Consider the following 17681-nt stretch of genomic DNA (forward strand, 5'->3'; position numbering starts at 1 on the left):
GGTCGACGCGTGATACAAGCGGGCGGCGATCCCCATCCGGGATGCCGCCCGCCTTGTCCCTAAAAGGCCGTTCGCAGGCTCATCGCCGCATAGCGGCCGATCGGATTGTAGGCGCCGCCGATACCATCGGTGCCGGGGAAGAATGGCGGCCTCGCATTGAACAGATCGTTGACCTGCACCCCGAGCTCCGGATTTCGCATGAACCCGAGGTCGGGCATGCGGACCGACAGACGCAGGTCCACCGTGGTATAGCCGCCGGATTTGTAGAGGGCGGTGCCGGTCGGCGTCGCATAGGGCGCGGTGACCCCCGCGCGATGGTTCACGAAGTTGACGAACGTCACCGGCCCCGCCGTGAAGCCCAACGTCGTGCGCAAGGTGGCGCGCGGGATGCCGGCCTCGAGCGAGTTGCTGACCGCCGAGGTCGGCGACAGCTGATTGCGATAGTGCAGGATATAATTGCCGGCGATCCCGCCGAAGATCGCGCCGAACCCGACGGTCCGCCGGTAGCGCAGGTCGAAGTCGATCCCGTTGGTCCTGCGGACGCCGAAATTGCCCTGCCGCAGATCGAGGATGTTGCCGATCGTCGGGATCGCCGAGAAAGTGTAGAAGAACGGCACCGTATTGGCGATCGCGTCGCTGAGCTGGGCCGCCGTCGGATCGCGGATGACGCGCGAGGCGAAGGTCGGATCGCTGAAGAGGAGCGCGCCAAGCCCGGACGGCGTTCCGATCACGTCGTCATATTTGATGTCGTAGAAGGTCAGGCTGGCGGTGAGATCCGGGGCGAAGCTCGGCCGCAGATCGACGCCGGCCGACCAGGTGCGCGCCGTTTCGGGCTTGAGGTCCCGATTGCCGCCGAACAGCAGGATGGTGTTGACCTGGTTCACGCCCCGCGCCGGATCGCGGGCGCCGAACGCGTCGACCAGCGCCGCCGCGGCATAATAGGAGCCGACCGTCGAGCCGAGATCGCGAAGGCCCGGGGCGCGGAACGAGCGCCCGTAGCTGCCGCGGAAGCTGACCCCCTCCACGGGTTCCCAGGTGACGCCGATCTTGGGATTCGTCGTCGAGCCGAAGTCGCTGTAATGATCGTATCGGCCGGACAGCGACAGGGTAAGGCTGCGCGCCATCGGCCCGGCATTGCCCGCGCCGAAGATCGGCACGAACAATTCGCCGTAGATCGACTCGACGTTACGATCGAGATCTTCGGGGAAGCCCACGCCGCCGCTCTGACCCCGCTGCATGTAGGTTTCGCGGCGATATTCGGCGCCCAACGCGATCTTGAGGTCGCCGCCGGGAAGCGCGGCCAGCGGCCCGTCGACCTTGACCGCGCCGATATAGATGCGCTGGCGATTGGTGAAATCCGTGGGATTGTCGAGGATCTGGGCGACGACCGCCGGGTTGGTCCCGGTGCCGAACGGGTCCAGCGCGGTGTCCAGGGTCGTGCCGGCCGCGGCGGCGGTCAGCGCCGTCGTGTTGATGCCCGGCTGGAAGGTGTCGTTGCGCGACCAGTTGAAGGTGCCGTAGACGCTTGCCCGGAAATCCCGCGGCAGATTGATGTCGACGCCGGCGGTCGAATCGCCGGTGCGCACCCGGAACGTCTGGTCGAAATGGTCGTCGCCGACCAGCCGGTCGGGGCGGAAGTCGAAATAGCCGAACAGCGATCCCGTCCCCGGCGGCGCGCGGAAGAACGGATTGGCCGCGGTGATCAGGACGAAGGTCTGGCCCGGCAGGGCGGCCTGCACGACATCGCGGCGATCCGAATAGAGGACGTCCGCCCACAGCGTGACCGCGCTCGACAAGGTCTGCCGCCCCGAGGCGAAAACGCTGTGCGTCCGGTTCTGCGGCAGGAGATCGATCGGCGCCCCCGCGTCGCAGGTGTTCACCCCGGGCTCCAGGCTGGGGGCGGCGTAGATCGTGCCGGCGAACAGGTTGACGTTTGCATCGGGGCACACGGTCGAGCGCGTGTCGAGACCGCCCACCGACCGGAAATCCTGCGAGCGATAGCGGCGATCCGCCCCGGTGATGTTGCTGTTTTCCTGATATTGATAGGCGAGGACGAACGAGCCGCTGCCCCAGTCATGGCCGAAGATCGCGCCCGCGCTGAACGCCTGATAATCGTCCGCGAAGCCGTAGCGAACATTCGCCTCAAGCCCCGATACGTGCCGGCGGGTGATGAAGTTGACCACGCCGGCGACGGCGTCCGATCCGTAGATCGCCGAAGCGCCGTCGGCGACGATCTCGACCCGCTCGATCGCCAGTTCGGGGATGAACGGGAAGTCCGGATTGGTCTGCTGCGTGCTGCCGGAGACCAGGCGGTGCCCGTTCATCAGCGGCAGAGTGGCGGCCGACGGCAGGCCGCGAAGGCCGGGCGCGAAGGAGCCGAGGCCGCCATTGCTGACCCGCGGGGCGGTGTTGAAGCTGTTGAGCTGCGGCACCGTGGCGAGCAGCTGCGGCGTGCTCGCCGCGCCGATCAGCCGCGCGTCCTCGCGCGTCACGCTGATCAGCCCCGATCCGGTCGGCGGGATGCCGCGGATGCTGGTGCCGGTGACGACGATCTCGGTATCCGGATCATCGGCGCTTTCGTCCGTCTGGGCGGGCGTGGCAGCGCTCTGGGCATTGGCGGCGGCCGGCAGGGCGAGCATCGCCATCGCAAGCGCGCAGCTGCACAGGGCCGCGCGACGTTTCGCGCGAATCGTTCCGGTCGTCATGGTCTTCATTCCCCTCCCTGACCTCATCTGGTCGCGGCGTTTCCGCTGCCGGGCTTTGCCGGCTTGATGCCTTGCTTATGGTCTGTCACAAGGCGTTGTAAGTGCATTGACGGACAGCGCTGTGTCCCTGGCGGACAGGCTTGGCGGAAGTTCGAGACCATGGCGACGGGCGTGAACGAGGCGGGCGAGGCGGCGATCCGCAACGCACGCGCCGGCTTTCCCTCGCTCAACCAGCGGACCTTCGCGCCGTTCAAGATCGCCACGGTGATCGACACGGTCGCCGCCCGCGGCATCACGGCGGAAACGGTGCTGGACCGGACCGGCCTCACGCTGGCGGAGGTGCGCGATCCGCACACGCTGACCTCGATCGGCCAGTATCTGACGGCGTGCGAGAACATCGTCGCCGCCGGCGCCGGATTCGCCGATGCGTTCGCGATCGGCTCGCGCCTGCACCTGTCGGCCTACGGCATGTACGGCTATGCGCTGATGTGCTCGCCGACCATGCGGGATTTCTTCGATTTCGCGGTTCGCTATCAGCCGCTCGCGACGCCGACGGTGCGGCTGGAATGGCGGGCGGAGGGCGATCTCGCGATCTGGCAGTTCCGCGAAATCTACCGAGACGTGATGAGCAGCGACGTGCGCACGTTCCTGGTGCGCCAGCAGATGAAGATGACCTTCACCCATATCCGCGACACCGCCGGCGCCGACAACCTGCCGGTCCGCGCGCTGTTCGCCATACCGCAGGATTCGCACGCGGAGGATGATGTGCGGGCGCTGTCCTGCCCCTGCCTTTACGACCAGGCGGCCAACGAACTCCATTACCCCATCGGCATCCTCGATCAGACTCCGGAACTGGGCAACCGGCTCACCCGGACGATGCTGGAGGAGACATGCGAGCGGCTGATCGGCCAGTCCCGCCTGTCGTCGGGCTGGTCGGGCGAGGTCTATCAGCTGCTGCTGAACGCCCCGAGCGAGTTCCCGCCGATGGCCGCCGTCGCGGCGCAGCTCGGCCTGCAGGAGCGGACGCTCCGGCGCCGCCTCGCCGCCGAGAATTCAAGCTATGCCGCGATCGTCGACGATGTCCGCCGCAAGCTGGCGATCGAATATCTCCAGACGACCCGCATGAGCGTCGACGACGTGGCGTGGAAGGTCGGCCTCAGCGACGCCGCGAACCTGCGCCGCGCCATCCGCAGGTGGACCGGCAAGACGATCACCGAGCTGCGCGCGAGCAAATAGGGCGTCGGGACCCGGCGAGCCGAAGAGCGCGGGCCCGACCGCGTCCGGCGACGCCATCGATCCGGTCACCGCGCGGGGAGCGGCACTTCGCTTCGGACCACCTGCGTTCAACAGCGCAGCCCGGATCGCCCCTCGCGGTCCAGCCGCTCGATGAATTCCGAGATCGCGCCGTAGATCCGGGACAGGTCCGCATCGTCGATGCAATAAGGGGGCATCACATAGAAGGTGTTGCCGAGCGGCCGGAGCAGCACGCCGCGCTCCCGGCAGAAGGCCATGGCGCGCGGCGCGATGTCCGCCAGATAATCGGAGTCGGCCGCGCCGACCTCGAACGCGGCGATCGTGCCGAGCCGTCGCGGACCGGCGATGGGCAGCGCGGCCGCGAGCCGGTCGAGCGCCTGCTGCTGGCGCTCTTCGAGTTCAGCGATCCGCGCCAGAACGGGCTCTTCGCGCCACACGGCAAGATTGGCGTTGGCCGCCGCGCAGGCGATCGGATTGGCGGTATAGCTTGAGGAATGGAAGAACATCCGGGCCCGATCCTGCGAGAGATGCGCCTCGAAAATCGCCTCGCTCGCCAGCGTCACCGCAAGCGGGACGGCGCCGCCGGTGAGGCCTTTCGACAGGCACAATATGTCCGGCACGACCGCTGCCTGTTGGCAGGCGAGCAGGGTTCCTGTCCGGCCCCATCCCGTCATCACCTCGTCGGCGATGAAGAGGACGCCGTAACGTCGGCAGATGGCGCACATTTCGGCGAGGATCGTCGGAGGATAGATCAACATGCCGCCGGCGCCGAGGATCAGCGGCTCGACGATGAAGGCGGCGGCTCCGGCACGACACTCTGCCTCGAGAGCATCCAGCGTTGCCTGCGTCGCGCCAACGGACGGGAAGGGCACCGTCGCGACGTCGAAGAGGAGCGGGGCGTAGGCGCGGTTGAAGACGCCGCGCGCGCCGACCGACATCGCACCGATCGTGTCGCCATGATAGCTGTGCTGCATGACGACGATCCGGTGTCTCGGGGTCTTTCCGTGCGCCCAGAAGCCGAGCGCCATCTTCAGCGCCACCTCGACGCTCGTCGAGCCGCTGTCGGAAAAGAAGACCCGGGTCAGCCCCGACGGCGCCAGTGCGACCAGCCCCTGCGCCAATGTCTCGGCCGGTTCGTGGGTCCATCCCGCGAAGATGATCTGGTCCAGTCGCCCGGCCTGCGCGGCGATCGCCGCCATGATCCGCGGATGGCAATGGCCGTGGGTCGTGACCCACCAGGACGAGATCGCGTCGATGATCCGTGCGCCGTCCTTCGTGTAGAGCGCCGCACCCTCCGCCCGTTCGACGGGCGGGATCGGCTCGCGAAGGCCGTGCTGGGTGAACGGATGCCAGACCGGCGAGGTCATGGGGTGAAATCCCGTGGATCGAAGTGCGCCGAGAAGGCGGCGGCGAGGCTTTCAGGGGTGAGCGGATCGAGGAGGGGGAGGCGGCCCAGCCGCTTCACGCGGCCGATCGCGGCGATCACCGCCTCGCTGTCCTCGTTGCCCGGTCCGATGAACGCGATGCCCAGAAGCGGCACGTCGCGCCGGCGCAATGCCTCGATCGAAAGGAGGCTGTGATTGATCGTCCCCAGCGTCGTTCGCGCGACGAGGACGACGGGCATCATCCAGCGCGCGAACAGATCGGCGAACAACAGGTCCCGGGTAATCGGCACCATCACGCCGCCCGCGCCTTCGACGACGAGCGGGCCGGGACAGTCGGGCAGAGCCAGCCGCGCGGGATCGATGGCGATCCCGTCGATCTGCGCCGCGCGGTGCGGGGAGCATGGCGTCGCGAGCCGATAGGCCTCGGGCAGGATCCGGGCGGATGGAAGCCCGGACAACATCGCCACGCGCTCGCGATCGCCGCCACCGTCGAGCCCCGCCTGGATCGGCTTCCAGTAATGGGCGCCGCGCGCCACGGCCAAGGCGGCGGCGAACACGGTCTTGCCGACGTCCGTGTCGGTGCCGGTGACGACGATCGTCCGGCTCATTCGGCGAGGCTTTCGAGCTCGGCGGCCAGAGCCTCCACGTCGGCCGCCTCGACGTTGAGCGTGATCGATATCCGAAGCCGCGACGTGCCGGCGGGCACGGTCGGCGGCCGGATCCCGCGCACATCGAAGCCGGCGGCCTGGAGCGACGCGGCGAGGCGCATCGTGCGGACATCGTCACCGAGGATGAGGGGCAGGATCTGCGTGCCGGTCCTCAGCGCGCCATATGGTTCGAGCCGGTCCGCGGCAAGCTGCGACAGGTCGCGCAGCCGTTGCCGGCGTCCGGGCTGGTCGGCAAGGACGCGCAGCGCGGCGCGCACGGCCGCGGCCATCAGCGGCGATGGCGCGGTCGAGAAGATGAAGCCCCGGCCCCGGTTGACCAGGAAGTCGCGCATGATTTGCGGCCCGCACAGCAATGCCCCTTCGCAGCCGAGCGCCTTGCCGCAGGTGTGCAACGTGATGATGTTCTCGCGACCGGCAAGGCCGGCGGTGAGGCCGCGCCCGCTCTCCCCGAAGACGCCCGTCGCGTGGGCCTCGTCGACCAGCAGGAAGGCCTCTTGCCGATCCGCGAGCGCGACGAGCTCGTCCAGGGGCGCCCGGTCGCCGTCCATGCTGTACAGGCTCTCGACCGCGATCCACGCCCGGCCAGTGCCGCCCTCCGCCCGCCACTGACGGATCGCATCCGCAAATGAATCGGGGTCGTTATGCGCGGCCGAGCGCACCTCCGCGCGGCCCAGCCGCAGGCCATCATGGGCGCTGGCGTGGATCAGGGCGTCGTGGACGACAAGGTCGCCGCGTTGCGGCAGGGTCGAAAGCAACGTGGCATTCGCCGCATAACCGCTGCTGAAATAAAGCGCGCTTTCGGCACCGAAGAAGCGGGCCGCCTCCGCCTCCAGCGCCTCATGCTCGTCGTGATTGCCGCGCAGGAGTCGCGAGCCGCCCGAGCCCAGCGGAACGCCGCGCGCGATCGCGTCGGCAAGCGCCGTCGTCAGCTCCGGAGCGCCGGCAAGGCCGAGATAGTCGTTCGACGCAAAATCCCGCCCCGCCCGCGGGATCAGGCGGCGCAGTCGCCCGCAATCGTCGAGCCGGGCAAGATCGTCGAATTGAGCAGCGAAGCGGCGCATGGCGGCGCCCTACACGGTTCACCACCGTCTCGCGAGATAGCTCGTCCCCTCTGCGCGCCATCGTCCGGGTCGTCCCGCTCAGGCCAGCTCCTTCAGCGGGACCGCGGGATCGGCGAGGGCCCGACTGGGGGCGGCGGCACCCTCGATCACCAGCTTGCGGCCCTGCACATAATCCTTTGCCGCGTTGACGCAGTCGAGTGCGACGACCTTGCCACCGCGAAGGTAGACGACGGAGAAGCTGCGATCCCCGGGGTCCCCTCGAACCACCGCCTCATCATGGCCAGCCGCGATGCCAACCGTCTGCAGCCTGAGATCATATTGATTCGACCAGAACCAGGGGACCGCCGCATAAGGCGCCGCCACACCGGCAATGTGCTTGGCCGCGACCGTCGCCTGATCGCTGGCGTTCTGGACCGATTCGAGCCGGATGCGCGCACCGGAGGCGAACCGGTTTTCATGGGCGGCGCAGTCGCCGACGGCATAGATGTCAGGCAGGCTCGTTCGACAATATTCGTCGACTTCGACACCGTTGCCGATCCTGGCACCGGCCTCGGCCAGTGGGGCGACCGATGGCGTGATGCCAATGCCCACGATGACCATGTCAGCCGGGATCTCGGTTCCATCGGCGAGCCTGACTCCCGTCGCCCGGGCGTCTCCGCTGATGGAGTCGACCTTCGCGCCGGTGCGTACGTCGACGCCGTGGCGGCGGTGTTCGGCTTCATAGAAGCGGGAGATGTCTTCGCCCGCGACGCGCGCAAGCACCCGATCCAGGGCCTCGAGCAAGACGACCTGCTTGCCGAGCTTGGCGAGCACCGCGGCCGCCTCGAGCCCGATATAGCCGCCGCCGATCACCACGGCGCGGCGCGCGCTCGGCAGTTCGGCCATCATCAAATCGACATCGGCGCGATTGCGCACGCTGTGGACTCCGGCCAAATCGTGGCCCGCGCAGGCCATCCGCCTCGGCGCCCCGCCGGCGGCCCAGATCAGCTTGCCATAGTTGAGCCGACGGCCGTCTTCGAGAGTCACGACATGGGCATCGGCGGCAACCGCCGCCGCTCGCTGCCCGAGCCGCAGGTCGATGTTCCGCTCGGCCCAGAAGCCGTGCGGCCGGATCAGGATCCGTTCGAACGGCTTTTCTCCAGCAAGATATTCCTTCGAAAGCGGCGGACGCTCGTAAGGCAGCTCCGGTTCCTCGCCGACAATGGCGATGCTGCCTTCGAACCCGTTCTGGCGAAGCGCGATCGCCGCAGCCGCGCCGGCATGACCCCCGCCGATGATCAGTACGTCGTAACGCTCCGGCATTCCAATCCCCATCGGTGGATGCTGCTGAACTCCAAAGCATCCCGCCTCATCAAAAGTAGAACGCGTTCGAATGCCTCGCCTGGAATGCGGACATTCAGGCGCGCTCGATAAGCGTGACGTTCGCGATGCCGCCGCCCTCGCACATCGTCTGCAGACCGTAGCGGCCGCCGCTCTTCGCGAGTGCGTGGATCAGGGTCGCCATCAGCTTGGTGCCGGAGGCGCCGAGCGGGTGGCCAAGGGCGATCGCCCCTCCATTGACGTTGAGCTTCGCTGGGTCCGCATCGAGATGCCTGAGCCAGGCGAGCGGGATCGGCGCGAAGGCCTCGTTCACCTCATAGAGATCGATGTCTCCGATGGACAGCCCCGCGCGCCGCAACGCCTTTTCGGTGGCGAAGAGCGGTTCCTCCAGCATGACCACAGGGTCGCCCGCGGTCACGGTCATGTTGACGATGCGAGCCCTGGCCGTCAGGCCATATCGCTTGAGGGCCGCTTCGGAGACGATCAAAGCGGCCGAGGCGCCGTCGCAGATCTGGCTCGCATTGGCGGCTGAGATCATCCCGCCCTCTTGCAGCAGCTTGACGGAGCCGATCCCCTCGATCGTCGCGTCATACCTTATGCCTTCGTCGCGCGTATGCAGCCTCTTGCCGTCCTCGGTCTCGATCTCGAGCGGCACGATCTCGTCGGCGAAGTCGCCCCGTTCGGTCGCCGCGGCGGCGCGCCGATGGCTCTCGAGCGCAAACATGTCGAGCACGTCGCGCGTGAATCCATGCTTGCGGGCCACCATCTCGGCGCCGGTGAACTGACTGAACTGCACGCCCGGGTAGCGGGCCTCCTGGCGTGGCGACTTGGGGGTGCCGAGGCCGGCCTTCTCGAACAGGGCCACTGGCGTGAACATGGGGACCCGCGTCATCGATTCCACGCCGGCGGCGATCACCACGTCCTGCGTTCCGGACATCACCGCCTGGGCGGCGAACTGGATCGCCTGCTGCGAGCTGCCGCACTGGCGATCGATCGTCACCGCCGGGACGCTTTCCGGCAGCTTCGAGGCAAGAACGGCGTTTCGCCCGACCTGAAAGCCCTGTTCGCCGCCCTGGCTCACGCAGCCCATGATGACATCGTCGATCCCCGCCGGGTCGACGCCGGTGCGATCGACGAGCGCGTCGAGCACCGCCGCGGCCATGTCCACAGGATGCCATCCGGACAGAGCGCCGCCCCGCCGCCCGCCGGCGGTTCGCACTGCGTCGACGATATAGGCTTGGGTCATCGTTGTTTTCCTTCGAACCTGGGGGTACGTTTGGCGACGAAGGCGGCGATGCCCTCCTGGCCTTCGGGACGGGCGCCCGCCGCGCCGATCGCCTTCGTCTCGTCCGCCATCTGCTCTTCATAAGATCGGAGCGAATTGTGCAACAATAAGGCGCGTGTCGCGGCGAAAGCGGCCGTCGGGCCGTGCGCCAGCGACCGGGCCATTGCATTCGTCTCCGAGTCGAGTTCACCGTCGCCGGTGATGCGCGTCACCAGACCGATCCGTTCCGCCTCGACAGCGCCGACGCGACGATTGGTGAGCAGTATTTCCTGCGATCGTCGCAGGCCGACCAATCTCGGCAGCTGCCAGGTAAGGCCGGCGTCCGGTGCCAGCCCGATGGCGGAATAACCAGCGGTGAACTGGGCGGTCTCGCTGGCAAGGACGATATCGCCGGCCATCGCCAGGCTGAAACCCGCGCCCGCCGCCGGCCCGTTCACCGCCACGAGCAGCGGCTTGTCCATCCTGGAGAAGCGGGAAACCGCCAGCGCCACCGTGCCCGCCAATTCGCGCAGCAAATCGGCGAGCTCGTCGCCGGTGGCGGTGGCGAAGAGCTTGACGTCACCGCCGACGCAGAAAAAGCGACCCGTGCCGGTCAGGACGACGCAGCGGATCGCCGCGTCGTCCGCGCAGGCCGCCGCTTTCTCGGCAAGCTCGTGCGCCAGCTCGAGATCGATCGCGTTGCCGGCCTCCGGGCGGTTCAACGTGAGCCGCGCGATCGGCCCATCCCGTTCGAGCCGAACGGAGTCGCTCATCCGATGCGTCTCCCGGTCCGCGCGGGAAAATCGCTCATTTCGTAATTTGACATGCGATATCCTTTTTATCGGGGCGGGCGACGATCATCGCCGTTATCGCGCTCCAGGGAAAGCCGATTCCGTCAGTCATGTACTAAAAAAAGCAACGCGTACGCTTTTCGTTGCAAGCCCTATGTGATCCGTGTATCACTTTTCACCGCGCGGAGAGCCAAAGGGCCCGAGCGCGAACTATTCCTGGCAGGGGAGGACCCAAGGTGAGTGGACGTATTTTCCGTGCGGTGATGTGCGCGACCACGGCGATGTGCGCGGCTTCGGCGGCCTTGGGCCAAGCAGCGGCACCGCAGCCTGTTACGCCCGCGGCACCGGACGAGGATTCGGGAAGCCAGGCCGCTTCCACGTCGACCGCGACATTGCCTTCGCCTGCGCCGGTTGCCGAGCAATCGTCCGGGGCGGATATCGTCGTCACCGGCAGCCGCATCGTGCGCAACGGCTATGATGCGCCGACTCCGGTCAGCGTCGTCACCCAGGACGAAATCCAGCAGGCGGCGCCGACCACGATCGCCGACTATGTAAATCAACTTCCGGCTCTCGGCGGGTCGCAAACGCCCCGTTCCTCGGCCTCGACCATCGGCGGCGGCCTCGCCGGCGCAAACCTGCTCAATCTACGCAATCTCGGGCCGAACCGCACGCTTGTCTTGCTCAACGGCCGCCGCGTCACGCCGTCGACGATCACCGGCGCGGTCGATGTGAACACGATTCCGCAGGCCCTGGTGCAGCGCGTCGACGTCGTGACCGGCGGCGCCGCGGCGACCTGGGGCTCGGATGCCGTCAGCGGTGTCGTCAACTTCATCCTCGATACGAATTTCACCGGCCTGCGCGGCCAGGTGCAGGCGGGTATCTCGACCTATGGCGATGCCGAGTCGATCACCGCCGATCTCAGCTGGGGGCGCTCCTTCGGCGGTGGTCGCGGCCATATCGTGGTCAGCGGCAACTTCTCCAGCTCCGGCGACGCCTATGTGCGCGAGCGGGGCTGGTACAGGAACGGGCAGTACAAATTCTTCCTGAATCCCGCCTACGCACCGGGCAACGGGCAGCCGCGCCAGCTGATCCTGCCCAATTCGACCGTGAACGCGACGCGCGAAGGCGTGATCATCTCCGGCCCGCTGCGCGGCATCGCCTTCGACGCGGCTGGCAATGTGGCCACCGACAACTTCCCCTTCGGTAACGTGGAAAGCGGCTTCGTCCAGTCGGGCGGCACGGCGAATTACGACATGACGCTCGACGTCCTGCAGACGTTGACGCCAATCACCCAGGGTTCGATCTTCGCCCACGCCAATTACGACATCACCGACGATGTGAGCTTTTTCGTCGAGGGCTCCTACGGGGATTCGCACACGCGGACCAATTCGGGCTATTTCTGGCGGGTCAATAACGAGCAAATCCAGATCGACAATGCCTTCCTGCCCCAGGAAGTGCGCGATCGGATGATCGACGCCGGGATCACGAGCTTCAATCTCTCCCACATCAATCCGGCGCTTGGCTGGCCGGAAGGCGTCAACGATCGCTCGCTGATCCGCGGTGCCGTCGGCCTGAACGGCTCGTTCGGCAATTGGCGGTGGAACATCTACTACCAATATGGTCAGTCGCGAGTCCGTAACCGGGGCGAGAACAACCTCATCCCGAGCCGGATTCTGAACGCCATCGATTCGGTGGAGGCTCCCGACGGATCGATCGTCTGCCGCTCGACGCTGACCAACCCGACCGACGGCTGCATCCCCTACAATCCGTTCGGCAACCGGCCGTTGACCGATGCGCAGCGTGCCTATTTCGCGGGCACGTCGGACGCGCGCATCCGACTCGATCAGCATGTCGTCGAAGCGAGCCTCCAGGGCGATCTCATCCAGCTCCCCGCTGGCCCGGTGACGCTCGCGGTCGGCGCCGATTACCGGCGCGACAGCGGCGGCGTGATCTCCTCCGATCCGATCGGGACGGCCGGCCTCTGGTATGTCGCGAACGTCATCCCATTTCGCGGCGCGATCAACGTCAAGGAAGGCTTCGGCGAGCTCGCCGTGCCGGTGCTTCGCGACAGCGCGATCGGTTCCCTCAACCTGAACGGCGCGGTGCGCTACACCGATTATTCGACCAGCGGCAGCGTCGCGACCTGGAAAATCGGTGGTTCGTGGGCGCCGGTCAGGGATGTCGAATTCCGAGTGACGCGCTCGCGGGACATCCGCGCGCCGAATCTCAGCGAACTGTTCTCGCAGGGAACGACGCTGGTCCAGTTCCTCACCGATCCGCTGCGCGGAAATGCAAGCAGCGCGGTGCTGCAGACGACCTCGGGCAATCCGAACCTGCAGCCGGAACGGGCCAATTCGTTGACGCTCGGCGCCGTGCTGCGGCCGCGCTTCCTGCCGGGCTTCTCCGCGTCGATCGACTATTACGATATCAAGATTTCCGATGCGATCGCGACCAATTCCTCGCAGGTGATCGTCAATCTCTGTTCGGCCGGCAATCAGCTCTTCTGCTCGGCGGTCACGCGCGACGCCAACAATGTGATCACCGCGGTGCAGGTGGTGCCGTTCAATGCGCGATCGGAAAATGCGCGCGGTATCGACTTCGAGCTCAGCTACCGGACACGCCTTGCCGGCGGCTCGTTCGATATTCGCGGCCTCGTCAACTATGTCGACCGCCTCGAGATCGTGAATCCGACCAACGTGGTCAGCCGGGCCGGAGAGGTCGGCAACAATCTCGGCGTCTCGCAAGGCGTGCCGCGGGTGCGCGCGCTCGTCACCGGGACCTGGAATTCGGATCCGGTGACGCTGCAGCTCAAGGGTCGCTTCATCGGCTCGGCGGCGATCGAGAAGGATTTCACCAGCGCCGATATCAATATCAACCATGTGCCGGCGATCTTCTACCTCGACGGGTTCGCATCCTATAATCTGGGGCTGTTCGGCGGACGGACGGAACTCTTCGTTGCGGTTGACAATATCCTCAACACCGCGCCGCCGGTCGACGTGTCGCAGGACACCCAGATCGCGCAGGCCTCCGGAACCAACCTGTTGATCTATGACGGCGTGGGCCGGATGTTCCGGGCGGGCGTGCGCTTCCAGTTCTGATGTTGAAGGTCATGGGACTCATCCGGCGGCGGCCCGATTTGCCGCTGGATGAGTTCCGCCTGCATTGGCGCACGATCCACCGCGGCCTGGCGCTGCGTCTGGCCGAAGCTGGATACATGCGCGGATATGTCCAGAACCATCGTCTCGACATAGCGGCGCCGGGGCTCCGCATCGTCGCCGACGGCGTGCCGGAGCTCTGGTTCGCCGATGCCGACGCGTTCGCCGGGATGCGTGGGAGCCCGGCGCTGCGCGAGGGGGCTTATCAGGACGAGCCGGCCTTCATGGACATTGCCGATTACCGCTCGCAGCTGCTCGACGATGAAACCGGAACGGGCGCCAGCCGCCGGGATTGCGTCGGATTGCTCAAGGCGATCCTGTTCCTGCGCGACGGGGAAGGCGGGATGCCGCTCGACGGCGCGGTCCGCCATGCGCGACAGGAGGCCCGCCGGCTCGACCTCCCGATCCGGCTGGCGGATTATGCCGCGGTCGAGACGAGCTGGTGGGCCGACCTGGACAGCTTCCGCCGCGCATGGAGCGCGCACGAGCGTGCGGTGGACGGCCTGATCGCCGAGGAGCGGGTCGTCTTCTGGCCGGGCGATCCGGCACCGCCGGCCGATTGGCGGCCGATCCCGCAAATCCGCGCCTAGAAATAGGATGCGTCGTCGGGCGCGCGGAGCCCGACCCGGGTGAACCGCGCGAAACGGCCTTCGGTCTCCATCGTCGAGGTCTCGGTCTCGTTCCAGTCCATGACATAGCGGCGATGTTCGATGCGCCAGCCCGCTTCGGTCCGGATCAGCCGATCGAGATATCGGCCGCCCACGACCATGCGAGTCCAGCCGGCCTCGGCCCGAAAGCGGTGGTATGCCGTGCAGACGGTCTCGGCGGTGGCGCGGTCGCCGTCGAGCGCCACCAGGCTGTTTGAAAGCGCATGTTGGGTGCGGTCCATGTCCAGCAGGCGATCCAGCAGCCCACGACTCCATTCGGCCGCGTCCACCTCGCCGGAGCCATAGTCCACGATCGCGCCGGGCGCCCAGACACCGATCAGCAGGTCCAGATCGCAGCGGTCCACGGCCCGCGCATAACGGACCAGCAGATCGGCAATCTCGTGACGGTCCGAGAGCTGTTCGAGCGTTGACATGGCATTCCCCTGCGTCAATAAAAGACAGGATATCCTGACGGTTATATCCTGGATTGAGCCGATCGCAATGGCGACGCAGACCGGAGAGGCGCTTATGACATCGATCGACCCGGTCTTCGCCGCGCTTGCGGATCGGATCGCGATCCAGGATTGCGTCGCGCGCTATATGCGCGGGCAGGACCGGCTCGATGCGGCGCTCCAGAAGGGCGCCTTTCATCCTGACGCCAAGGTCGATTACGGCTTTTTCGTCGGTTCCGCGGCCGAGTTCGTCGACTTCGCCCAGACCCTGCTCGCCCGGTACCACGCGACCTGGCACATGACCGGCCAGATGTTGATCGAAATCGACGGCGACCGAGCGACCGGCGAGATCTATTTTCATGCCTGGCACCGTCGGGACGGCGACGAGGGACCGCAGGACCTGCAGATCGCCGGCCGCTATCTCGACGTCTACGAGCGCCGCGACGGGCGCTGGGCCATCGTACATCGGCGCGAGGTGGTCGACTGGACACGCAGCGATCCGGCCGCCGACGACTGGTTCGATCGGACCCCCGCGGCGCTGCGCGGCGGCCGCAAGGGCAATGATCCAAGCGATATCATCGGAGAGTCCCATGGACCAATTTGAACTCGATCCCGGCGCGCACCGCTGTCCGGGGCCCAGCACGCGCGACATCATTCTCGCCGACGGGCAGGACGTGCCGGAGGCACTGGTCACGGAGGCGCCCAAATATCTGGGCTCCGACGACGTCTCTTACGAGCGATACTATAGCCGCGAGATCTTCGATCTCGAGATGAAGAAGCTGTGGCCGAAGGTCTGGCAATGGGCTTGCCGCGAGGAGGAACTACGCGAGCCGGGCGACTATGTGACCTATGAGGTCGGCCCCCATTCACTGATCGTCATGCGCGGCGAAGACAATCGGATCCGCGCCTTCTACAATGCCTGTCTCCACCGCGGCACCCAGCTGCGGCGGCCCGGCGACAGCGGCTGGACGCCGGACCTGCGCTGTCCCTTCCACGGCTGGACCTGGACGACCGAGGGCGCGCTGAAATCGATCCCCTGCCGCTGGGATTTTCCGCATGTCGAGGACGCGGCCTTCCGCCTGCCCGAAGCGAAGGTCGGCACCTGGGGCGGCTTCGTCTTCGTCAACATGGACGAGAACGCGCCCCCGCTGGAGGATTTTCTCGGAGTCATTCCCGATCACATGCGCGACGGTTGGGACATGCAGAAGCGCGCGGTCTACCTGCACGTCCAGAAAGAGCTCGACACCAACTGGAAGGCCGCCCAGGAAGCGTTCCTGGAAGCCTATCACGTCTACGAGACCCATTCGCAGAACCTGCCCTTCGCCGGGGACGCCAACGCCCAGTATGACGTCTTCGACGATCATGTGACGCGCTTCGTGCACACCCACGGCGTCCCGAGCCCTCATTATCCGCATGCCCAGACGGAGCAGGAGATCGCGGACAAGATGCACCTGCCGGCCGGCACCGTCGTGCCGGAGGGCCGCACCGCGCGCTCGGTGGCGGCCGAATGGCGGCGGACCAATCTGGGCGCGAAATGGGGCCTCGATCTCTCGGCCTATTCGGACAGTGAGATGCTCGATTCGATCGAATATCACCTGTTCCCGAACATGTGCATCTTCCCGGGTATCTCGCTGTCGATGGTCTATCGCTTCCGTCCGATCGGGATGGACCCGGGCCGGACCCTTTTCGACATTCTCTTCCTGCGCCCGCTGAAGGATGGCGAGGAGCATCCCGATCCGGTTGCGCCGGTGCGTATCGGGGCGGAGCAGAGCTATTGCGACGCGCCGGGGCTGGAGGGCTGGCTCGGCGCGACATTCGATCAGGACACCGACAATCTCGTCCGCCAGTATCGCGGCTTTCAATCCTCGAAGAAGCGCGGCGAGACGCTCGGCAACTATCAGGAATCGCGCATCCGGCACTTCCATCAGGTGCTGGACGCCTATCTCGCGCGCTAGCTCAGGGCCGCAGCACGACCTTTCCGAACTGGCTCCCCGTCTCGAGCCAGGCGTGCGCGGCGCCGGCCTGTTCGAGCGGGAAGCTCTTGTCCACGGGCAGGCGAATTCGGCCTTCGGTGAACCAGGGCCAGGCCTGCGCGGCGATGGCCGCCGTCAGCCGCGCCTTCTCGTCGGCCGGCCGCCCGCGCAGGGTCGATGCGGTCAACGTCAGCCGCTTGAACATGAGCTGCAGCAGATCGGTCTCGACAAGGTTGCCGCCGAGCGTCGCGATCTGAACGAGCCGCCCGTCCGGATTGAGCGCGTCGATGTTGCGGCGGAAATAGTCGCCGCCGATGATGTCCAGCACGACGTCGGCGCCGCCCGCTGCCCGCGTCGCGGCGGAGAAATCCTCGCTGGCGACGTCGATGGCGATGTCGGCGCCGAGGCTCAGCGCCTTTTCGGCCTTTTGCGCGCCGCGCGCGGTCGCGATCACCCGGGCGCCGGCGGCCTTCGCCATCAGGATCGCGGTCGTGCCGATGCCGCTGTTGCCGCCGTGGATGAGGGCCGTCTCGCCGGCCGTCAGCCGGCCCCGTTCGAAAAGGTTGGTGAAGACGGTGAAGACCGTCTCGGGCAGGCCGCCCGCTTCTTCCAGGCTCATCCGATCCGGCACCGGCAGCGCGTGGCGCGCATCGACCACCGCATATTCGGCATATCCGCCGCCGGGCAGCAACGCCGCGACGCGATCGCCCTCCCGCCACCGATCCACGTCCGCGCCGACCGCGGCGACAGTGCCGGCAACCTCCAGACCCATCACCTCGGACGCGCCCGGGGGAGGAGGATAATTCCCCTCGCGCTGGGCGATGTCGGGCCGGTTGACGCCCGCCGAGACGACCCGGATCAGGATTTCGTGCGCCTTCGGGGACGGTCGGTCGACCTCGGCGACGAACAGGTCATCCGCCGTCCCTTTTCCGCCACGAATCTGGACTGCACGCATCGTCAATCTCCTCTCAACGGTGCTTTGGCGGGGCTCGTTTCAAAAAACAAT

14 protein-coding genes are annotated in these 17681 nt (G+C 66.8%); 5 read left to right on the forward strand and 9 right to left on the reverse strand.

The annotated features are described in order from the left end of the window. Positions 1–59 precede the first annotated feature (59 nt). Positions 60–2714 (reverse strand): TonB-dependent receptor plug domain-containing protein, encoded by a 2655-nt coding sequence (locus tag FRZ32_RS10290; RefSeq protein ID WP_243445259.1) that lies wholly within the window; start codon positions 2712–2714, stop codon positions 60–62. A gap of 150 nt (positions 2715–2864) precedes the next feature. On the opposite strand from FRZ32_RS10290, the gene FRZ32_RS10295 reads away from it, so the two are divergent. Continuing rightward, positions 2865–3941 carry an AraC family transcriptional regulator gene (locus tag FRZ32_RS10295; RefSeq protein ID WP_147043419.1) on the forward strand — a complete coding sequence of 359 codons (1077 nt, stop codon included), beginning with the start codon at positions 2865–2867 and terminating at the stop codon, positions 3939–3941. Positions 3942–4048: 107 nt separating this feature from the next. Here the strand turns inward: FRZ32_RS10295 and FRZ32_RS10300 are convergent, their stop codons facing one another. From FRZ32_RS10300 to FRZ32_RS10325, 6 genes are all read right to left on the reverse strand, one after another. Continuing rightward, positions 4049–5326 carry an adenosylmethionine--8-amino-7-oxononanoate transaminase gene (locus tag FRZ32_RS10300; RefSeq protein ID WP_147043420.1) on the reverse strand — a complete coding sequence of 426 codons (1278 nt, stop codon included), beginning with the start codon at positions 5324–5326 and terminating at the stop codon, positions 4049–4051. Further along, positions 5323–5952 (reverse strand): dethiobiotin synthase, encoded by a 630-nt coding sequence (gene bioD / locus FRZ32_RS10305; protein WP_147043421.1) that lies wholly within the window; start codon positions 5950–5952, stop codon positions 5323–5325. The genes FRZ32_RS10300 and bioD overlap by 4 nt, the downstream gene beginning before the upstream one ends. Then, positions 5949–7073 (reverse strand): 8-amino-7-oxononanoate synthase, encoded by a 1125-nt coding sequence (locus FRZ32_RS10310; RefSeq protein ID WP_147043422.1) that lies wholly within the window; start codon positions 7071–7073, stop codon positions 5949–5951. Before FRZ32_RS10310 ends, bioD begins: the two co-directional genes overlap by 4 nt. Before the next feature lie 78 nt (positions 7074–7151). After that, positions 7152–8375 carry an NAD(P)/FAD-dependent oxidoreductase gene (locus FRZ32_RS10315; RefSeq protein WP_147044426.1) on the reverse strand — a complete coding sequence of 408 codons (1224 nt, stop codon included), beginning with the start codon at positions 8373–8375 and terminating at the stop codon, positions 7152–7154. A 94-nt stretch (positions 8376–8469) separates the two neighbouring features. Beyond that, complete coding sequence (locus FRZ32_RS10320; protein ID WP_147043423.1) at positions 8470–9639, reverse strand: acetyl-CoA C-acetyltransferase; 1170 nt, start codon at positions 9637–9639, stop codon at positions 8470–8472. Further along, positions 9636–10430, reverse strand: a complete 795-nt coding sequence (locus tag FRZ32_RS10325) for an enoyl-CoA hydratase/isomerase family protein (protein WP_147043424.1) — start codon at positions 10428–10430, stop codon at positions 9636–9638. Before FRZ32_RS10325 ends, FRZ32_RS10320 begins: the two co-directional genes overlap by 4 nt. 410 nt (positions 10431–10840) lie before the next feature. On the opposite strand from FRZ32_RS10325, the gene FRZ32_RS10330 reads away from it, so the two are divergent. Then, a complete protein-coding gene (locus FRZ32_RS10330; RefSeq protein ID WP_158635892.1) occupies positions 10841–13546 on the forward strand; it encodes a TonB-dependent receptor domain-containing protein in 2706 nt (901 codons plus the stop codon). After that, positions 13546–14193 (forward strand): EthD domain-containing protein, encoded by a 648-nt coding sequence (locus FRZ32_RS10335; protein WP_147043426.1) that lies wholly within the window; start codon positions 13546–13548, stop codon positions 14191–14193. Before FRZ32_RS10330 ends, FRZ32_RS10335 begins: the two co-directional genes overlap by 1 nt. Here the strand turns inward: FRZ32_RS10335 and FRZ32_RS10340 are convergent. Further along, entirely contained in the window at positions 14190–14684 is a 495-nt protein-coding gene (locus tag FRZ32_RS10340; RefSeq protein WP_147043427.1) for a nuclear transport factor 2 family protein, read from the reverse strand. The genes FRZ32_RS10335 and FRZ32_RS10340 overlap by 4 nt on opposite strands. Positions 14685–14778: 94 nt before the next feature. On the opposite strand from FRZ32_RS10340, the gene FRZ32_RS10345 reads away from it, so the two are divergent. Together FRZ32_RS10345 and FRZ32_RS10350 are read left to right on the forward strand one after the other, a co-directional pair. Then, the gene (locus tag FRZ32_RS10345; protein ID WP_147043428.1) at positions 14779–15306 is read left to right on the forward strand and encodes a nuclear transport factor 2 family protein; all 528 of its coding nucleotides are present in this window, start codon (positions 14779–14781) and stop codon (positions 15304–15306) included. Next, positions 15293–16657 carry an aromatic ring-hydroxylating dioxygenase subunit alpha gene (locus FRZ32_RS10350; protein ID WP_243445260.1) on the forward strand — a complete coding sequence of 455 codons (1365 nt, stop codon included), beginning with the start codon at positions 15293–15295 and terminating at the stop codon, positions 16655–16657. Before FRZ32_RS10345 ends, FRZ32_RS10350 begins: the two co-directional genes overlap by 14 nt. A 1-nt stretch (position 16658) precedes the next feature. Here FRZ32_RS10350 and FRZ32_RS10355 read toward each other — a convergent pair whose 3' ends face one another. Further along, the gene (locus FRZ32_RS10355; RefSeq protein ID WP_147043430.1) at positions 16659–17630 is read right to left on the reverse strand and encodes an NAD(P)H-quinone oxidoreductase; all 972 of its coding nucleotides are present in this window, start codon (positions 17628–17630) and stop codon (positions 16659–16661) included. Positions 17631–17681: the final 51 nt, after the last annotated feature.

The organism is Sphingosinicella ginsenosidimutans (assembly GCF_007995055.1).
Taxonomy (GTDB): Bacteria; Pseudomonadota; Alphaproteobacteria; order Sphingomonadales; family Sphingomonadaceae; genus Allosphingosinicella; species Allosphingosinicella ginsenosidimutans.

Bases quoted from the DNA above. Each gene is read 5' to 3' on its own strand.
- FRZ32_RS10300 (WP_147043420.1), bottom strand. From the start codon at position 5,326: ATGACCTCGCCGGTCTGGCATCCGTTCACCCAGCACGGCCTTCGCGAG.
- FRZ32_RS10295 (WP_147043419.1), top strand. From the start codon at position 2,865: ATGGCGACGGGCGTGAACGAGGCGGGCGAGGCGGCGATCCGCAACGCA.
- FRZ32_RS10345 (WP_147043428.1), top strand. From the start codon at position 14,779: ATGACATCGATCGACCCGGTCTTCGCCGCGCTTGCGGATCGGATCGCG.
- FRZ32_RS10290 (WP_243445259.1), bottom strand. From the start codon at position 2,714: ATGAAGACCATGACGACCGGAACGATTCGCGCGAAACGTCGCGCGGCC.
- bioD (WP_147043421.1), bottom strand. From the start codon at position 5,952: ATGAGCCGGACGATCGTCGTCACCGGCACCGACACGGACGTCGGCAAG.
- FRZ32_RS10340 (WP_147043427.1), bottom strand. From the start codon at position 14,684: ATGTCAACGCTCGAACAGCTCTCGGACCGTCACGAGATTGCCGATCTG.
- FRZ32_RS10325 (WP_147043424.1), bottom strand. From the start codon at position 10,430: ATGAGCGACTCCGTTCGGCTCGAACGGGATGGGCCGATCGCGCGGCTC.
- FRZ32_RS10315 (WP_147044426.1), bottom strand. From the start codon at position 8,375: ATGCCGGAGCGTTACGACGTACTGATCATCGGCGGGGGTCATGCCGGC.
- FRZ32_RS10320 (WP_147043423.1), bottom strand. From the start codon at position 9,639: ATGACCCAAGCCTATATCGTCGACGCAGTGCGAACCGCCGGCGGGCGG.
- FRZ32_RS10335 (WP_147043426.1), top strand. From the start codon at position 13,546: ATGTTGAAGGTCATGGGACTCATCCGGCGGCGGCCCGATTTGCCGCTG.
- FRZ32_RS10310 (WP_147043422.1), bottom strand. From the start codon at position 7,073: ATGCGCCGCTTCGCTGCTCAATTCGACGATCTTGCCCGGCTCGACGAT.
- FRZ32_RS10355 (WP_147043430.1), bottom strand. From the start codon at position 17,630: ATGCGTGCAGTCCAGATTCGTGGCGGAAAAGGGACGGCGGATGACCTG.
- FRZ32_RS10350 (WP_243445260.1), top strand. From the start codon at position 15,293: ATGGACCAATTTGAACTCGATCCCGGCGCGCACCGCTGTCCGGGGCCC.